The organism is Curtobacterium pusillum (genome assembly GCF_013359865.1).
Lineage (GTDB): Bacteria > Actinomycetota > Actinomycetes > Actinomycetales > Microbacteriaceae > Curtobacterium > Curtobacterium pusillum.
In genome coordinates, this window is sequence record NZ_JABMCE010000062.1 from 67,123 (window position 1) to 83,697 (window position 16,575).

Here is a 16,575-nt window from a genome sequence, read left to right on the forward strand (position 1 = left end):
TGCGCTCGGTCGTCTTGTCCACAGTCGTGTCCGTCACGGTGCGAGCGTACGCCCGCTCGCTAGGCTGGAACCCACCGTCCCGCCGGTGCACGACGCTGTGCCGGGACTCACCCACGCGGACAACGACCGTCCGCGTCAACCGCGAAGATGGAGCGTCCGTGCCCGGAGAGAACCTCACCCGAATCGAAGCCCAGGAACGTGCCGCGATCGTCGACGTGCAGACGTACGACGTCGAGCTGGACCTGACCCGCGGCGCCGAGACGTTCGGCAGCACCACGCGCGTGCGCTTCTCCGCGACGTCGGGCGCCTCGACCTTCATCGACGCGATCACCAGGACGGTGCACTCGATCACGCTGAACGGCACCGCGCTCGACGTCGCGGCCGTGAACGACGGCGTGCGCATCCAGCTCGACGGGCTGCAGGAGCAGAACGAGCTCGTGGTCGTCGCCGACGCCCTCTACACGAACACGGGCGAGGGCCTGCACCGCTTCGTCGACCCCGTCGACGACGAGGTGTACCTGTACTCCCAGTTCGAGGTGCCCGACTCGCGCCGCATGTTCGCGGTGTTCGAGCAGCCCGACCTCAAGGCCGAGTTCTCGTTCACCGTGACGGCGCCGTCGCGGTGGCAGGTCGTCTCGAACTCCCCCACGCCGGAGCCCCACGTCGACGGTGAGATCGCGACGTGGACCTTCGCCCCGACGGCGAAGATCTCGAGCTACATCACGGCGCTCGTCGCAGGCCCCTACGAGGTCGTGCGCGACGAGCTCACCAGCCGCGACGGCCGCACGATCCCGCTCGGCGTGTTCGCGCGCAAGTCGCTCGCCGAGTACCTCGACCCCGAGTACGTGTTCGACATCACGAAGAAGGGCTTCGCCTACTACGAGGAGAAGTTCGACGTCGCGTACCCGTTCGAGAAGTACGACCAGCTGTTCGTGCCGGAGTTCAACGCCGGCGCGATGGAGAACGCCGGCGCCGTCACCTTCACCGAGACGTACGTCTTCCGGTCGAAGGTCACCGACGCCATCAAGGAGCGCCGGGTCGTCACGATCCTGCACGAGCTCGCACACATGTGGTTCGGCGACCTCGTCACCATGAAGTGGTGGAACGACCTGTGGCTCAACGAGTCCTTCGCCGAGTGGGCCTCCACCATCGCGACGGCCGAGGCCACCGAGTGGACCGAGGCGTGGACGACGTTCCAGGCGATGGAGAAGTCCTGGGCCTACCGGCAGGACCAGCTCCCCTCGACGCACCCGATCGTCGCGACGATCAACGACCTCGAGGACGTGCAGGTCAACTTCGACGGCATCACCTACGCGAAGGGCGGCTCCGTCCTGAAGCAGCTCGTGGCGTGGGTCGGCATCGACGCGTTCTTCGCCGGCGTGTCCGCGTACTTCAAGAAGCACCACCACTCGAACACCGAGCTGCGCGACCTGCTCGTCGAGCTCGAGGCGACGAGCGGCCGTGATCTCTCCGAGTGGTCGAAGCTGTGGCTCGAGACCGCCGGGGTCAACACGCTCCGCCCGGAGATCGAGACCGACGAGTCCGGCGTCATCACGGCGTTCGCTGTCCTGCAGGAAGCACCGGCCGACCACCCGACGCTGCGACCGCACCGCCTCGCGATCGGCGTCTACGCCTTCACGCAGGACGCCGATGCCCCGTTCGGCGCCGACACCGCGTCCGCCGGCGGCAAGCTCGAGCGCATCCACCGCGTGGAGATCGACGTCGACGGCCCCCGCACCGAGGTCCCCGAGCTCGTCGGCGTCCAGCGCGGCGACCTCGTGCTCCTCAACGACGACGACCTGGCGTACGCCAAGATCCGTCTCGACGAGCAGTCCCGGCGCACCGCGATCGAGCACCTCGCCTCGATCGCGAACCCCCTCGCGCGCTCGATCGTCTGGGGCGCGATGTGGGACGCCACCCGCGACGCCGAGTCGCCCGCGAGCGACTACGTCCGCCTGGTGCTCGGCAACATCGCCACCGAGACCGAGTCGACGACGATCCGCACGACGCTCTCGCAGCTGCTCCTCACCGCCCGCAACTACGTGGCACCGGCGAAGGCCGACGCCACGGTCCGCACGGTCGGCGAGACGCTGTGGCAGCTCGCGAGCTCGGCCGAGGCCGGGTCGGACGCGCAGTTCCAGTTCGTGAAGTTCTTCGCGCAGATCGCCTCCACGCCGGAACACGTCGGCACGCTCACCGGGCTGCGCGACGGCTCGGTGACGCTGAACGGCCTCGAGATCGACACCGACCTCCGCTGGGAGCTGCTCGAGGGCCTCGTGCTCGCGGGAGCCGCCGGGAACGCCGAGGTCGACGCCGAACTCGCCGCGGACAGGACGGCGTCGGGCGAGCAGGCGGCAGCGCGTGCCCGGGCCACCATCCCCACGGCCGAGGGCAAGCTCGCCGCGTTCTCGTCGCTCGTCGACTCGTCCGAGCTGCCGAACGCGATCGTGCGCCAGACCACGGTCGGGTACCAGCACGTGAACAGCCCGGTCGTGCTCGAGGGTCTCGTGCCGAAGTACTTCGACGTGCTCACGCGGATCTGGGCCGAGCGCAGCTACCACATCGCCGACACCATCGTCACGGGGCTGTACCCGGCGCCGCTCGCGTCGGCCGAGCTGCGCGACGCGGCGGCAGCGTGGCTCGAGGCCCACCCGGAGACTCCGGCGCTGCGTCGCATCGTGTCGGAGAGCCTCGCGGGCACGGAGCGCGCCCTCCGGGTCCAGGCGGCAGACGCCTGAGACCCGGATGACCATCGGCGGGGTCCAGGCGTTCCTCCAGGGAGGCCAGGGCCCCGCCCTTTAGCATCGACCGGATCATGACCTTGGCTGCAACGACCGAAGACACCTCGAAACTGATCTCGAACGCGTTCACCCAGTTCGTCGACACGTGGCACGTGCCGATCGTGATCGTCGTGACGGTCATCGCGGCGATCATCGTGCGACTGATCCTGCGGCACTCGATCAAGGGCATCGTCGATCGCGTCGTGAACGGAGTGAAGAAGCGCCAGGGAGCCGCGGACACGCAGGCGCTCATCGCGTCTCCGGTGCAGACCGCCCGTGTCGTGCAACGCACCCGGACGCTCGGCAGCGTGCTCGAGAACCTGGCCACGGTGGTCGTGGTCGTCGTCGCGCTCGCCATCATCATCCCCGTCACGATCCCGAACGCCGCGGTCGGCATCGTCGGCGGCGCGTCCCTCGTCGCGGCCGGCCTCGCCGTCGGCGCCCAGAGCATCGTGAAGGACCTGCTGTCCGGGGTCTTCATGATCCTCGAGGACCAGGCCGGCGTCGGCGACGTCGTCGACACCGGCCAGGCGACCGGCGTGGTCGAGAACGTCGGGCTGCGCGTCATGCAGATCCGCGACGTCAACGGGATCCTCTGGTTCGTGCCGAACGGGCAGATCCTCCGCGTCGGCAACCTCTCGCAGGGCTGGTCGCGCGTGCTCGTCGACATCACCGTGCCGTACGACACGGACATCGACGCCGTCCAGGACGCCCTCCTCAAGGCCGCGGTGACGATGTCGCAGGAGACCCGCTGGCGCCAGCGCATCGTCGAGAAGCCGGAGATCTGGGGCCTGCAGTCGATCACCGATGCCGGCATGGTGTTCCGGCTCGTCGTGAAGACCCGGGCCTCGGAGCTCGACGTCGTGGGCCGCGAGCTCCGCGTGCGCCTCAAGCGCTCCGTCGACGAACTCGGCGTGACGCTGCCGGCGATGGCGATGATCATGCCCGTGGGCTGGGAGAACGCGACCTCGATCAACGGCCTCCGCACCGTGCGGACCCAGCCGACACCGGCGCCGACGAAGCCCCGGCGTGCCCGCAAGAACATCCTCGGTCAGCCCATCCGGACCGACGACCACGATGCCGGGAAGGACCCGCAGTGACCGAACCGACCCCTCCCGCCGCTCCCGGGCACGGTGGCAGCGTCCCCGCTCAACCGATCACGCTGCGGGTCGGCGAGCACGGCGTCTCCGCGACCGGTTCCCTGTACGAACGCATCGGCGGCGCTCCCACATTCGACCGCCTCGTGCGGCGCTTCTACGAGGGCGTCCAGCAGGACGACGTCATCTGGCCGATGTACCCGGCAGAGGACCTCGAGGGCGCGATCTGGCGCCTCTCCGCGTTCCTCCAGCAGTACTGGGGCGGCCCCGGTACGTACAGCGAGGAGCGCGGTCACCCCCGACTCCGGATGCGACACGGACCGTTCCGCATCACGTCCGAGGCCCGCGAGCGCTGGCTCCTCCACATGCGCACCGCGGTCGAATCGCTGCAGCTGGCACCGCTCGACGAGGCCGAGCTCTGGGCCTACCTCGATCGCGCTGCCCACGCGATGACGAACACGTTCGACTGACGTCGCGACGCGACCGGTGACGGTCGGGAGGCGCGGTGCGGGCCCGCACCGCGCCTCCCGACCGTCTTCCGGTTGCGTCAGCGCACGTAGGACCCGTCTGCCAGGTCCTCGACCAGCGACGGGCGGGTCGGGTTCCACCCGAACGCGGCGCGCGCATGCGCGCCCGACGCCTCCTGGTGCAGGAGCAGCGCATCGGCGTACTCGTCACCCAGGCGTCGGCGGCTCGCGTCGACGCTCTCGGCGACGACCGGCGAACCGTGCGCACCCGCCTCGGCGATCTCCCGGACCGTGGGGTTGTCCCCGGTCGCGGCGACGACGTAGCCGTCCTGCTCGCCCCGGTGCAGCGCCAGGACGTAGAGCTCGCCGAGGTCGTCGATGTGCACCGTCGTCCAACGCTGCGAGCCGTCGCCGACCAGCCGGACCTCGTGCTCGCCGTCACCGACGAACATGGCGGGGATGCCTGCGCCACGGCCGTACACGATGCCCGGGGCGATGATCGTCGTGCGGGCATCGCTCGCTCGCACCCTCGCCTCGTTCGGTGCACGCCAGGCGGTCATCACCGGCGGGGAGACTGGGGACTGCTCCGAGATGTCCGTGGAGTTCCCGAAGGTGAAGATGCCGCCGGTGTGGACGAAGGGCTTCGGCGTGCCCGCGAGCGCCCCGAGGACGGTCGCGATGAAGTCCGGGTCGATGCCCCGCGCGGAGGCCGTGTGGACCACCGCGTCCGCTTCGTGCGCGAGTCGGCGGACCACCTCGGTGTCCGTGACGTCGCCGACGATCGCCCGTCCCCCGGCGTCCCGGACCGCCTGCGCCTTCTGGTCCGTCCGCACGAGCGCGGTGACCTCGTGCTCGTGGGCGATGAGTGCGCGGAGGACCGAGGAACCGATGTAACCGGAGGCGCCGGTGAGGAAGACGTGCATGCCCCAAGCCAACCACGCCGGAACCGGCGGCCGTCCCCTAGGGGTTCAGGGTCCAGGCGCGACGCTTCACGAGGACGTGGCCGCGCGACGTCGTCAGTCGGCTCCACGGGCCGGTCTCGAACAGCCGGACCGGGTCGTGTCCGAGGAACCCCAGGCTCTCCCCCGCGAATCCGGCACCGGCGGGGACGTGCTCGATCCCCGCGACCGGTCGACCCCAGACCTCGGAGCGGACCTTGCGGACGATCGCTTCGCCGGCGTTCGACGGAACCGCGTCCGCCACCTCGGCGATGCCGTCCCGCGCCGCACGGCGGAGCAGCTCCGGCGAGACGTCGGGCAGCGGCACCCATCCACCGCGGGGCGGGGAGATCGCAGCCCACGTGACGGTGTGCACCTCGTGCGGGAGCTCGACCTCGATCGGAGTGGCCCGGGTCGGGTCGGCACCCTCGGCACGCTCGGCGTCCTGCGCGTCCGCGAGCAGCCGCAGCCGCTCCTGCAGCGATGCCAGCGGGACGACCGCGTCGATCGTCGCCGGTTGCGCGAGCGAGAACGTGCGGAGGCCCAGCACGGTCGGCAGCTCGTCGAGGAGGCCGAGCGGGTAGAGGATCGCGGTGTAGACCGCGAGGACGCCGGAGTCGGCGATGAGGCGGACCGAGCCGTCCTCGATGCGGGCGGCCCGTCCGAGGTAGGTCCGGAGGTCGCCGAGCGAGGCGGCGTCGGGAAGCGTGAACGAGGTGCCCATGTCACCACGGATTCTATCGGCCACGTCGTTCGTGGGCGCGCGTTCGTAGACTGCTCCGTGTGAACGGCGAACCGGACTTCCTGCGGACCCTCCGACTCGAGGACACGGGTGCGAGCACCGGTGAGACGATCCTCACCGGCGTGAGCCACTGGTCCCCCGGTGGTCGGGTGTTCGGCGGGCAGGTCCTCGCGCAGTGCATCGTCGCCGCGCAGACCACCATCGAGGGCCGCGACATCCACTCGATGCACGGCTACTTCCTCCGCCCGGGCGACATCGACATCCCGATCACGTTCGGCGTCGAACGGATCCACGATGGGCGCTCGTTCGCCGCCCGACGGGTGCAGGCGTACCAGCGGGGCATGCCGATCTTCTCGATGATCGCCTCGTTCCAGCGCCCGGACAGCGGCGTCGAGCACCAGGACCCGTTCCCCGTCCACACTCCGTCGCCCGAGTCGCTGCCGTCGGCCGCCTCGATCCTGTCCGCCATCGACCACCCCGTGGCGCAGGCGTGGGCCGAGCGGTCGATCGACCTCCGGCACGTCGAGGGTCCGGTGTTCGTCGACGTCCAGGGCGAGCACATCCCGCACCAGGCCGTCTGGTTCCGGGTCGACGGGAATCTGCCGGAGGATCCGGCCCTGCACCGCGCGGTCCTCGGCTACGCGAGCGACCTGTCGATCCTCGAGCCGATCATGCGCCGGCACGGGGTCGCGTGGGGAACACCCGGGGTGAAGAGCGCGAGCCTCGACCACGCGATGTGGTGGCACCGCGACGGCCGGGCAGACGACTGGGTCCTGTACACGCAGGAGTCCCCGAGCGCACAGGGCGGTCGGGGACTCGCGTTCGGCCGGATGTTCTCGCGGGACGGTCGTCTGCTGGCGACCGTCGCGCAGGAGGGGATGATGCGCGTCCCGCGGTGATGTGCCGCGACGCCGTCGCGCTGTGCGGTCGCGCCGCGAGGCCGGGCGCGGTGTGACCTACGGCCGGGAGAACTGCACCGCCGGCTCGATGTAGGGCGCGCAGGACTCCCGCTCCGCGTCGCTCAGCCGACGCGGGCGGTTGCTCGCCGCGTCGACCATCACGAGGGCCGTCGTGGCACGGGTGTAGAGCACCGCAGGCTCGTGCCCCGCCGGCGACCACACCTCGTACGAGACGTCGATGCTCGCACCACCGATCCGCCCGATCCACATCTGGATGTCGAGGGGCTGCCGGAAGTACGGGATCGACGCGAGGTACTCGAGCCGCTGGGCTGCGATCACGGTCATCGTGCCCGAGCCCGGTCGTCCGTCGATGATCGGTTCCGGGATCGACCCGTCGGAATCGCGTTCCTCGGGGTCAGGACCCCAGAACCCCACGATGCGCGCCTCTTCGAGGAGGCGCAGCATCGCGGAGTTGTTGACGTGGCCGTAGGCGTCGATGTCGCTCCACCGCATCCGGATGGGAGCGTGCAGTCGCGCCACGGTCAGTCGCGGGTGAGCTTGCGGTACGTGGCGCGACCAGGCTTCGCCGCGTCGGCACCGAGGCGCTCGATCTTGTTCTCCTCGTACGACTCGAAGTTGCCCTCGAACCAGTACCAGTTGGGCGTGCCGTCCTCGTTGAGTCCCTCCCACGCGAGGATGTGCGTCGCGATGCGGTCGAGGAACCACCGGTCGTGGGTGATCACCACGGCACAGCCCGGGTACTCGAGCAGCGCGTTCTCGAGGCTCCCGAGGGTCTCGACGTCGAGGTCGTTCGTCGGTTCGTCGAGGAGCAGCAGGTTGCCGCCCTGCTTGAGCGTCAGCGCCAGGTTGAGACGGTTCCGCTCACCGCCGGAGAGCACGCCGGCCTTCTTCTGCTGGTCCGGGCCCTTGAAGCCGAACTGCGACACGTAGGCGCGCGACGGGATCTCGGTCTTCCCGACCTGGATGTAGTCGAGGCCGTCGGACACGACCTCCCACAGGTTCTTGTTCGGATCGATGCCACCGCGGCTCTGGTCGACGTACGAGATGTCGACCGTGTCGCCGATCTTCAGCGTGCCGCCGTCGAGCGGTTCGAGTCCCACGATCGTCTTGAACAGCGTGGTCTTGCCGACACCGTTCGGGCCGATGACGCCGACGATGCCGTTCCGGGGCAGCGTGAACGAGAGGTCGTCGATGATGATGCGCTCGCCGAACTGCTTGTGGAGCTTGTCGGCATCGATGACCTGCGAACCCAGTCGGGGACCGACCGGGATGACGATCTCCTCGAAGTCGAGCTTGCGTGTGCGCTCGGCCTCCGTGACCATCTCCTCGTAGCGGGCGAGACGGGCCTTCGACTTCGCCTGACGGCCCTTGGTGTTGCTGCGGACCCAGTCGAGCTCCGACGAGAGACGCTTCGCGAGCTTGGCGTCCTTCTTGCCCTGGACCTCGAGGCGAGCACGCTTCTTCTCGAGGTAGGTCGAGTAGTTGCCCTCGTACGGGTAGAGACGGCCGCGGTCGACCTCGGCGATCCACTGTGCGACGTGGTCGAGGAAGTACCGGTCGTGCGTCACGGCCAGGACCGCGCCGTGGTACTGCTGCAGGTGCTGCTCGAGCCAGAGCACGGACTCGGCGTCGAGGTGGTTCGTGGGCTCGTCGAGGAGGAGCAGGTCGGGCTTCTGGAGCAGGAGCTTGCAGAGCGCGACGCGACGCTTCTCACCACCGGAGAGGTGCGTGACGAGCTCGTCCCCCGGCGGGCACTGGAGCGCGGCCATGGCCTGCTCGAGCTGCGAGTCCAGGTCCCACGCGTCGGCGGCGTCGATCTCTTCCTGCAGCGTGCCCATCTCGGCGAGGAGCGCGTCGAAGTCTGCGTCCGGCTCGGCCATGAGTGCAGAGATCTCGTTGAAGCGGGTGATCTTCCCGTGGATCTCGCCGACGCCCTCCTGCACGTTCTCGAGGACGGTCTTCGACTCGTCGAGCTCCGGCTCCTGCATGAGGATGCCGACGCTGAAGCCCGGGGTGAGCTTCGCCTCGCCGTTGGACGGCTGGTCGAGACCCGCCATGATCTTCAGGATCGTCGACTTGCCCGCTCCGTTCGGCCCGACGACGCCGATCTTGGCGCCGGGGAGGAACGACATCGTGACGTCGTCGAGGATCAGCTTGTCGCCGACCGCCTTGCGGGCGCGGACCATCTGGTAGATGTACTCAGCCATATCCCGACAAGTCTACTGATCAGGCCGGTTCGCCGGAACGCGCACGAGGGCTGTTGCGTTCGCGTACTTCGACGTACCGTAGCTCCGCTCGCCCACCACGGGCACGGTCGACCGGCCGATGAAGGGGACCAGGTCATGCTCACGAAACGTCTTCGCCGTCTCACGCTGCCGCTCATCGGGGCGACCGCGCTCACGGTCGCCCTCATCGCGCCCGTCGCTCCCGCGTCGGCTGCGTCGCCCGTGCCGCACGGCAAGCCCTACGTGCAGTACACCGCGCACCTCGTCGAGAACGGCTCCGGGTCGGGGTACTCCTCGTACATCAACGTGCACGACGCCCACAACAACGCCTTCGCGGTCGGGATCCAGTCGGACACCGGTTCCGCGATCAGCAAGGGTCAGCCGCGCTTCATCTGGGAGCGGGTCCAGAACGGCAAGTTCACCTACGGGTACATGGGCGGCGCCTCGCACAGCAAGACCTCGGTCGGGCTGCGCTGGTACACGAACGACGTCGCGTCGGTCATCCTCAACAACCGCACGGTCGGCACGATCGCCGTGAACCTCGACGGGCGGCTGTTCTTCAACGCCGAGGCGAACGCGCGCCTCAACGGCGACGTCGTGCACTCGCAGGTGAACGACATTTCCATCGCCGTCGGCGACAAGGCCGGCCAGACCGGCCTGGCGGGCACCTGGAACACCGGCTTCTCGTTCCACGGTCTCAAGGCCAAGCAGACGAACAGCCCGAAGGTCCAGGGCGCGAGCTTCTCGATCGACGGGCGCGTCTCGGGCCTGCCCCGCGGCGGCAACTGGGACACCACCGAGGTCGCTGGCATCGCGATGATCGCCCAGAACTGGCGGTAGGCCCGCCCCTCGGTCAGGCCGCGTCACGGTCGTCGATCGCCGTCGAGTCGTCGTCCGAGGAGGGGAAGTCGTGACCGTGGATCACGGCGGCGTGCCGCGCGGCCTCGGTCGAGTCCGGGAGGTCCTCGCCGACGTCGGGTTCGTCGTGGTGCGTCTCGACGCCGGTGTCCGGCTCCGGGCCCGAGCGCGTGCCTTCGATGCCGACCACCCCGACCTCACCGGTGACGGGGTCCACGTTCGGGAAGTGCGCTGCCGCACTGCCGGGGGCTGCCGTGGACTCGCCCGCGTGCCGCGGCACCCGCACCCAGTTGCTGATGCCCCAGGCAAGGTCGTGCCCGAGACCCTCTGCGTCGATCTCGACAGAGGTGCCACCGCGGCCGTCCCGTTCCCAGGTCCGGATGCGGATCCGTCCGGTGACGAGGATGCGGTCGCCCTTCTTGAGGGAGCGGTGGACGTTGGCGGCGAGCGACCGGAACGCGGTGACGGTGTACCAGTTGGTCGCACCGTTGGTCCAGGTGGAGGTCGCACGGTCCCAGCGTCGGGACGGTGACGCGAGCCGCATGCTCGTGATGGCGATGCCGGTGTCGGTCACGAGGTGACGCGGCTCGGTGGCGATGATCCCGCAGACGGTGATGGTGTCGTTCATGCATCGATCGTCGACGAGCCCCGGGGCGCGGACACGCTCCGGGGCTCGATCTGTGACCGGAGGTCTCGGCCGGCCGCCCTGTGGAGGACGAGTCCCCCGTGCCTCCTGACCGAAACGGGTCAGCGCGCGGTCAGTGCGCGCGGAACTCGGGCCGGTCGGCCAGCGGTCCGAGCGCGGCGTGGACCGCGCCCTTGGCGGACTCGAGCGACGGGTACGTCCCGCCGGAGCCGCTCCGACCGTAGAGTTCGACACGGAAACCGCCGTCGGCCCGGTGGATGCTGCCGACCGCTCCTGCGGGTCCGACCGCTACCCAGGTCCCGGTGTTGTTCGTCATCGTTCGACCACCTCCTCGTGGCCCCGGCGTCCGGTGGGTCAGGACGCCAGGATGTACTGACTGTATGCCTTGCGGACCTTGTTCACCTTGGGCAGCGCCACCGCGAGGCAGTAACCCTGTCCGGGGTTCTTCGCGAAGAAGTCCTGGTGGTAGTCCTCGGCACGGTAGAAGGTGCCCAGTGGCTCGATGGTGGTCACGATGCCCCCGTCCCAGATGTCCGAGGCGCGTTCGATCGCCTGCTCGAAGAGGGCCTTCTGCGCGTCGTCCGCCGGGAACATCGCCGAGCGGTACTGGGTGCCGACGTCGGCGCCCTGGCGGTTCAGCTGACGGGGGTCGTGCAGCGTGAAGAACACGTCGAGGATGACATCGGCGGGGATCACGGTCTCGTCGAAGGTGACCGCGACGGCCTCGGCATGCCCGGTCGTGCCGGTGCAGACCAGCTCGTACGAGGGGTTCTCCGCCCCGCCGCCGACGTAGCCGGACACCACGTCCTGCACACCCTGGAGCGTGCGGTACACGGCGTCGAGACACCAGAAACATCCACCTGCGAGCACGAACGTGGTCATGGCCACAACCTACCTCCCGGCCTCGGAGCGAGCCTGTACCCGGTCACACGTCCTCCACAACAGGCGTCACCGGGTCGGCGCTCCCCAGAACGCCTCCCGCCGCCATTCGTGTCAGTGGCCGGCCCTACCGTCGAACACACACCGACGAGCAGGAGGCACAACGATGCAGACGACGACCGAACCCGCACTGCGGATCCGTACCGTCCCCGTCGCCCGTTCGCGCGGTGACCTCCGGATCCTCGACGTGCGCGACGACCTCAGCCGCGTCACCCGCGCGAACGGCGAGATCGTCGGGTACGTGGACCGCGTCGACGTCGCCGGCGGGACCGCCTACCGTGCGCGCCGGTACGTCTCGACCGAACGGCGGTTCGTCGAGCTGCCGAACGTGTGGTCCGCCGACGACGCCGTGGACTGCCTCCGGTGGGGATGATGTTCCACATTGGAATCATGCTGGTGGGGTGCGCGGAACGCCGTTCGACCTCCCCGATGCCTGACCGTTTCGTGAGTAGGGTGCGCGCATGGACTGGTGGAACGACCTGACCGACTGGATCTCGTCCGACGACGGCTGGCGCGTGATCTCCGGCGCGATCATCCCGTTCGTCGCGATCGTCGTGGCCGGCATCGTCGCGGCCCTCATCGGACGCGGGGCGACCAAGCGTGTCGTCGCGATGCAGGAACGAGAAGCCCGAAACGCCGCCGTGGCCGGCATCGTCTCCGCCGCGCGCAAGGCCGCGACCTGGGGCTCCCTCGGTCACGACGAGCGCGCCTACGCGGATCACCTCGCCGAGGACGCCGACATCCGGCTGCGACTGCTGCCCGTGGCCGGCGCCCCGCTCGCCGCGAACTGGACGCAGCACGAGATCGCCGACATCAAGAAGAACTCGTCGACGTTCAGTTTCCAGGCCGAGCAGTCGCTGGCCGAGTTCCGCGACCGGCTCCTCGAGTGGCAGGCCCGTCCGGGCCGTGCCCGCAAGCTGTTCAAGAGCGACCTCGAGCGGTGGAAGTTCGACTCTCCGGACCCCGACGCCGAGCTCATCACTCGTCAGCAGGAGTGGAACGCCGACCAGTCGGGTTCATCACGGCCCGCCGACGGTGCACGGTCCGCCGACGGTGCCGCTCCCGGGACGGGCACCGACCCGGAGTCCCCTCGACCGACCCCGACCACCACCTCCCTGCGTCCGGCAGTCCAGCGTCCCGCGGGCACGCCCGCCTCCGCGGCACCGGCCGTGTCCGGCACGCCGTCGGCTCCGCCGACCAGTGCTGCGCCCGCGGCCGCGGGCGCGGGCGCGGCAGCAGCGGGGGCCGGCTTCTCGGTCACTCGCGGCGGCTCCACCGCGCTCGACCCGGACGCCACGACGCCGATCTCAGCCTCGTCCAGCACGAACACGACGACCTCGTTCGCGGACGGGAACGCGACGCGTGCGTACGGTGACGGCGCGGCGGCACCGACGCGTCCGCCGCTCGGCTCCCCGGCGTCGCCTGTGCGCACCGGGGGCTCCTCCGCCGTCACCTCAGCGAGGGGCTCCGATGCGGACAGCGCCGACTCGGGCAACGCCAACTCGGGCAACGCCGACTCGGACGACGCCGACGTGGTCGACGACCGGCGTGCGGCGGGGGCGACCCCCTCGACGCGTGCTACCGCAGGCTCGCCGGTACCCCCGCCCGTGGCGAAGCCGACCTCAGCCGACGCGCACGTGAACCGCGCCCAGGACGCCGATGCGCGCAAGGTCGACGCTCCCGGCACCACGCAGACGACGTCGGTCCCGACCCGCATCGCAGGCGCTCCCGCTGAGCCCGCCGACGCGAACGAGACTTCGGAAGCGCCATACACCCAGCCGATCAGCGCCAGCGAACTCCGTCGCCGCGCCGCTGACGACGACGAGTAGACCGACCGGGTCCAGCACGAAGGCCGCCGTCCTGATGGACGGCGGCCTTCGTCGTGCGTGCCCCCGGCAGGAATCGAACCCGCGGCACGGTGGGTAGAAACCACCTGCTCTATCCACTGAGCTACGGAGGCGGACGGCCTCGATTCTATCCGCGGCACCCGCCGAGGTGCTGCACGAACCGATCGATCTCCCGCTGGGATTGCAGGTGCACGATGCGGAGGTGCGGCGCCGTCGCGACGAGTTCGGGCACCCGTTGTCGCGTGACGTTCCGGGTCCGGATCCCCCAGCGCAAGATGTGGCCTCGGTCCGTGAAGAACGTCCAGAGCGAAGGCTCGAGGTTCCCGTTCCAGAGCTCGATCCGTCCGAACCGTCTCCGGAGTGTCCGGCGGAGCAGCCGCCACAGCGCGACCGGTGTGGGCAGGTCGAGCCACACGAGGGTGTCCGCCCGCTCCGCCAGCAGCGGGCGGACAGGGGTGTACTGCCACTCCGTCACCCAGGCGGGTTCGCTCGTGTAGGCCTCCACGTCGGCGACGAACGTCTCGCGCGGCTCCCAGTCCGGGCCGTGGAAGAGCGAGTCGATCTCGGTGTGCGGGATGCCCAGTACGAGACCGATGCGGGCGGCGGTGGTGGTCTTCCCGACCCCGGTCGTCCCGGCGACGAGGATGCGGCGCGGAACCGGATCGAGGGGGTCGTCGGCTCCGAGCATCCCTCGACCCTAGCCCGAGGTGAGGTCGTACACCGTGACACCGCCGATCGTCGTCTCGGTGAAGTTGGACTCGACCCACTCCGAGATCTGCGAGGCTGCATCGCTGCCGCCGTTCGACTGCCCGACGCTGCCGGCGATGAAGTAGTGGATCTCGCCGTCAGCCACGTCCCGCTTGAACTCGGCGAGCGTCGGCGACGGATCCGAGCCGTTGAAGCCGCCGACGGGCATCACCGACTCGCCGGTGGCGAGTTGGTAGGTCGCCGCACTGTTGGACCCGATCGCTGCGGCCACCCAGGTGTAGTCGGAAGCGTCCTCGAGCAGCGCTTCCTTCAGGGCCGAGGACACCTCGGTCGAGCCGCCGAGCAGGCTCCCGGCCCCACCGCCGACACCGCCCGGGCCGCCCTCGGACGACCCGCCGAAGCCGCCACCCGTCCCACCGGCGCCACCCGTGCCACCGGCGCCACCCGTCCCACCGGCGCCACCCGTGCCACCCGTGCCACCGGCGCCACCCGTCCCACCGAACCCACCCGGAGCACCGGGCGCGCCCGCACCACCCGGTCCACCGGTCCCGGCTGCGCCACCCGCGCCTCCAGGCCCACCGCCGAAGCCGGCACGACCGCCACCGAAACCGGCGCCCGCAACCGTCGGTCCCGCCGACGGCAGCGACCCGGTGTGCGACGTCACCGCCGTCTCGATCGAGTACGCGGTCGGTCCGAGCAGCGCCGTGACGACGGCACCGACCACCACGACCCCGCCGAGCGGCCCCACCCACCGCGACCACGAAGCCCACCGCGAGGACGAAGCCCCCAGCGACGACGAAGCCCACCCGGAGGACGAACCCCACTCCGAAGACGACGCCGACCGCGAAGCCGCATCCGCCACGACCGAGGCGGCCGGCACGTCCTCCCACCCCCTCGCGACAGACGCTCCCGCCACGACCGGTCGTCCCGGTACCGGCGCCCGCCCCGGCACCGGCAGGATCACCGCCACGGCCGTCACCACCCCGACCACGAGCACCACCCACCGGATCCACGGCTGCCACCCCGTCGCCGCCGTCAGCAGGTGCCACTGCCACACGACGGTCACGACGACCGCGAGCGCCGCGGTCCCCCGCCACCACCAGGACCCCCGCCGCTCCCAGAGCACCCCGGCGCCGATCCCCACCAGTCCGGCGATGTACGGCGCCAGCGCGACCGTGTAGTACGGGTGGAAGATCCCGCCCATGAAGCTGAAGACCAGTCCGGTGAGCAGCAGCGCCCCACCGAACGCGAGCACGGTCGCGAGCCGAACCGACGTGCGCTGCCGGAACCCGATCGCGACGAGGGACGCCACGAGCAGCACGAGGGCGGTCGGGAGCAGCCAGGTGATCTGCCCGGCGAACTCCGACCCGAACAGCCGGAGGAGTCCGGTCGCACCCCAGGAGCCGTTCCCCGCGACACCGCCGGCGCCTGCTCCCCCGGTGACGCTGCCGGTCTCGTCGCCGGTGACCCGACCGAGGCCGTTGTACCCGAAGGTGAGCTCGAGGAAGGAGTTCGTCTGCGACCCTCCGACGTACGGGCGTGACGACGCGGGGACGAGCTCCACGATCGCGACCCACCAGCCGCCGGCGACGACCACGGCGAGCGCCGCCCACAGCAGGTGCACGACGCGTTTCACGAACGGCAGCGAGGAGCAGTACAGGTACACACCGACGAGCACGGGCAGGATGAGGAACCCCTGCAGCTGCTTCGTGAGGAACGCGAACCCGACCGCGACGCCGGCCCAGACGACGTACCGCAGCCGGCCGGACTCGACCCCGCGCAGGACGAGCCAGAGCGACAGCACCATGAGGAGCGTGAGGAGCGCGTCCGGGTTGTTGAACCGGAACATGAGGGTCGCCACCGGTGTCGTCGCCAGGGCGGCGCCCGCGACGAGCGCGGCCCCGGCCGAGAAGCGCCGGCGCACGATCGCGTACAGGAGCGCGACGGACAGCACACCCATGAGCGCTTCGGGCACGAGGATCGCCCACGAGTTCAGCCCGAACAGCCGGACCGACAGCCCCATGATCCAGAGGAACGCCGGCGGCTTGTCGACCGTGATCGAGTTGCCGGCGTCGGACGACCCGTAGAAGAAGGCCTCCCAGCTCTGGCTGCCGGCCTGCACCGCGGCGGAGTAGAACGCGTTCGCGTACCCGTTCACCCCGAGGTCCACGATGTACAGCACCCCGGTGGCGAGCAGCAGCCCGAGGAACGCCGGGCGTTCCCACCGTGCTCGCTGGACGAGGGGTGTGCGGGAGGTGGCGCTCATGGTCCCAGCGTCATCGAGGCGGCTTTCGGCATCCGAGGGTGCCGCTGTGCAAGTGCCGGGAGGCGCGGCTCGCCCCCGCAGGGCGGGTTCCGGAACGGTTCGGCGCGCGTCTGCCTCGTGTTCGCTTCCGGGACACCGGCGC

16 protein-coding genes and 1 tRNA gene are annotated in these 16,575 nt (G+C 70.2%); 7 read left to right on the forward strand and 10 right to left on the reverse strand.

Features of this window, described 5'->3' with window-relative positions:
- Window positions 1-158: 158 nt before the first annotated feature.
- From pepN to HP507_RS05740, 3 genes are all read left to right on the forward strand, one after another.
- Entirely contained in the window at window positions 159-2,738 is a 2,580-nt protein-coding gene (gene pepN / locus HP507_RS05730) for an aminopeptidase N (RefSeq protein ID WP_175350880.1), read from the forward strand.
- Between the two features lie 77 nt (window positions 2,739-2,815).
- Window positions 2,816-3,880, forward strand: coding sequence for a mechanosensitive ion channel family protein (locus HP507_RS05735; RefSeq protein WP_175350881.1), 1,065 nt, complete (start codon window positions 2,816-2,818; stop codon window positions 3,878-3,880).
- Between the two features lie 56 nt (window positions 3,881-3,936).
- Window positions 3,937-4,347, forward strand: coding sequence for a globin (locus HP507_RS05740; protein WP_175350909.1), 411 nt, complete (start codon window positions 3,937-3,939; stop codon window positions 4,345-4,347).
- Between the two features lie 77 nt (window positions 4,348-4,424).
- Here HP507_RS05740 and HP507_RS05745 read toward each other — a convergent pair whose 3' ends face one another.
- Both HP507_RS05745 and HP507_RS05750 read right to left on the reverse strand, forming a co-directional pair.
- The gene (locus HP507_RS05745) at window positions 4,425-5,267 is read right to left on the reverse strand and encodes an NAD-dependent epimerase/dehydratase family protein (RefSeq protein WP_175350882.1); all 843 of its coding nucleotides are present in this window, start codon (window positions 5,265-5,267) and stop codon (window positions 4,425-4,427) included.
- A gap of 37 nt (window positions 5,268-5,304) precedes the next feature.
- Window positions 5,305-6,006, reverse strand: coding sequence for a DUF8185 domain-containing protein (locus HP507_RS05750; RefSeq protein WP_175350883.1), 702 nt, complete (start codon window positions 6,004-6,006; stop codon window positions 5,305-5,307).
- Between the two features lie 59 nt (window positions 6,007-6,065).
- Between HP507_RS05750 and HP507_RS05755 the strand changes: the two genes are divergently transcribed.
- A complete protein-coding gene (locus HP507_RS05755) occupies window positions 6,066-6,923 on the forward strand; it encodes an acyl-CoA thioesterase (protein ID WP_175350884.1) in 858 nt (285 codons plus the stop codon).
- Between the two features lie 57 nt (window positions 6,924-6,980).
- On the opposite strand, the gene HP507_RS05760 is transcribed toward HP507_RS05755, so the two are convergent.
- Together HP507_RS05760 and ettA are read right to left on the reverse strand one after the other, a co-directional pair.
- Window positions 6,981-7,436: an acyl-CoA thioesterase gene (locus HP507_RS05760; protein ID WP_175350885.1), complete on the reverse strand. Its 456-nt coding sequence runs from the start codon at window positions 7,434-7,436 to the stop codon at window positions 6,981-6,983.
- A 29-nt stretch (window positions 7,437-7,465) separates the two neighbouring features.
- Window positions 7,466-9,151, reverse strand: coding sequence for an energy-dependent translational throttle protein EttA (gene ettA, locus HP507_RS05765; protein WP_175350886.1), 1,686 nt, complete (start codon window positions 9,149-9,151; stop codon window positions 7,466-7,468).
- A 135-nt stretch (window positions 9,152-9,286) separates the two neighbouring features.
- On the opposite strand from ettA, the gene HP507_RS05770 reads away from it, so the two are divergent.
- Entirely contained in the window at window positions 9,287-10,009 is a 723-nt protein-coding gene (locus HP507_RS05770; protein WP_175350887.1) for a hypothetical protein, read from the forward strand.
- A 13-nt stretch (window positions 10,010-10,022) separates the two neighbouring features.
- Here the strand turns inward: HP507_RS05770 and HP507_RS05775 are convergent, their stop codons facing one another.
- The 3 genes from HP507_RS05775 to msrA form a co-directional block, all read right to left on the reverse strand.
- Window positions 10,023-10,655, reverse strand: coding sequence for a single-stranded DNA-binding protein (locus HP507_RS05775; protein WP_175350888.1), 633 nt, complete (start codon window positions 10,653-10,655; stop codon window positions 10,023-10,025).
- 130 nt (window positions 10,656-10,785) lie between these two features.
- Entirely contained in the window at window positions 10,786-10,989 is a 204-nt protein-coding gene (locus HP507_RS05780) for a methyltransferase (RefSeq protein ID WP_175350889.1), read from the reverse strand.
- 38 nt (window positions 10,990-11,027) lie between these two features.
- Window positions 11,028-11,555 carry a peptide-methionine (S)-S-oxide reductase MsrA gene (gene msrA, locus HP507_RS05785; RefSeq protein WP_175350890.1) on the reverse strand — a complete coding sequence of 176 codons (528 nt, stop codon included), beginning with the start codon at window positions 11,553-11,555 and terminating at the stop codon, window positions 11,028-11,030.
- A 163-nt stretch (window positions 11,556-11,718) separates the two neighbouring features.
- Here msrA and HP507_RS05790 point away from each other — a divergent pair, with 163 nt between their 5' ends.
- Together HP507_RS05790 and HP507_RS05795 are read left to right on the forward strand one after the other, a co-directional pair.
- Complete coding sequence (locus HP507_RS05790; protein ID WP_133518160.1) at window positions 11,719-11,985, forward strand: hypothetical protein; 267 nt, start codon at window positions 11,719-11,721, stop codon at window positions 11,983-11,985.
- A gap of 88 nt (window positions 11,986-12,073) precedes the next feature.
- Entirely contained in the window at window positions 12,074-13,441 is a 1,368-nt protein-coding gene (locus tag HP507_RS05795) for a hypothetical protein (protein ID WP_175350891.1), read from the forward strand.
- 58 nt (window positions 13,442-13,499) lie between these two features.
- On the opposite strand, the gene HP507_RS05800 is transcribed toward HP507_RS05795, so the two are convergent.
- The 3 genes from HP507_RS05800 to HP507_RS18150 form a co-directional block, all read right to left on the reverse strand.
- Window positions 13,500-13,572, reverse strand: a tRNA-Arg gene (locus tag HP507_RS05800).
- A 14-nt stretch (window positions 13,573-13,586) separates the two neighbouring features.
- Window positions 13,587-14,147 carry a P-loop NTPase family protein gene (locus tag HP507_RS05805; RefSeq protein WP_175350892.1) on the reverse strand — a complete coding sequence of 187 codons (561 nt, stop codon included), beginning with the start codon at window positions 14,145-14,147 and terminating at the stop codon, window positions 13,587-13,589.
- A 9-nt stretch (window positions 14,148-14,156) separates the two neighbouring features.
- Window positions 14,157-16,433, reverse strand: a complete 2,277-nt coding sequence (locus HP507_RS18150) for an ArnT family glycosyltransferase (RefSeq protein ID WP_175350893.1) — start codon at window positions 16,431-16,433, stop codon at window positions 14,157-14,159.
- Window positions 16,434-16,575: the final 142 nt, after the last annotated feature.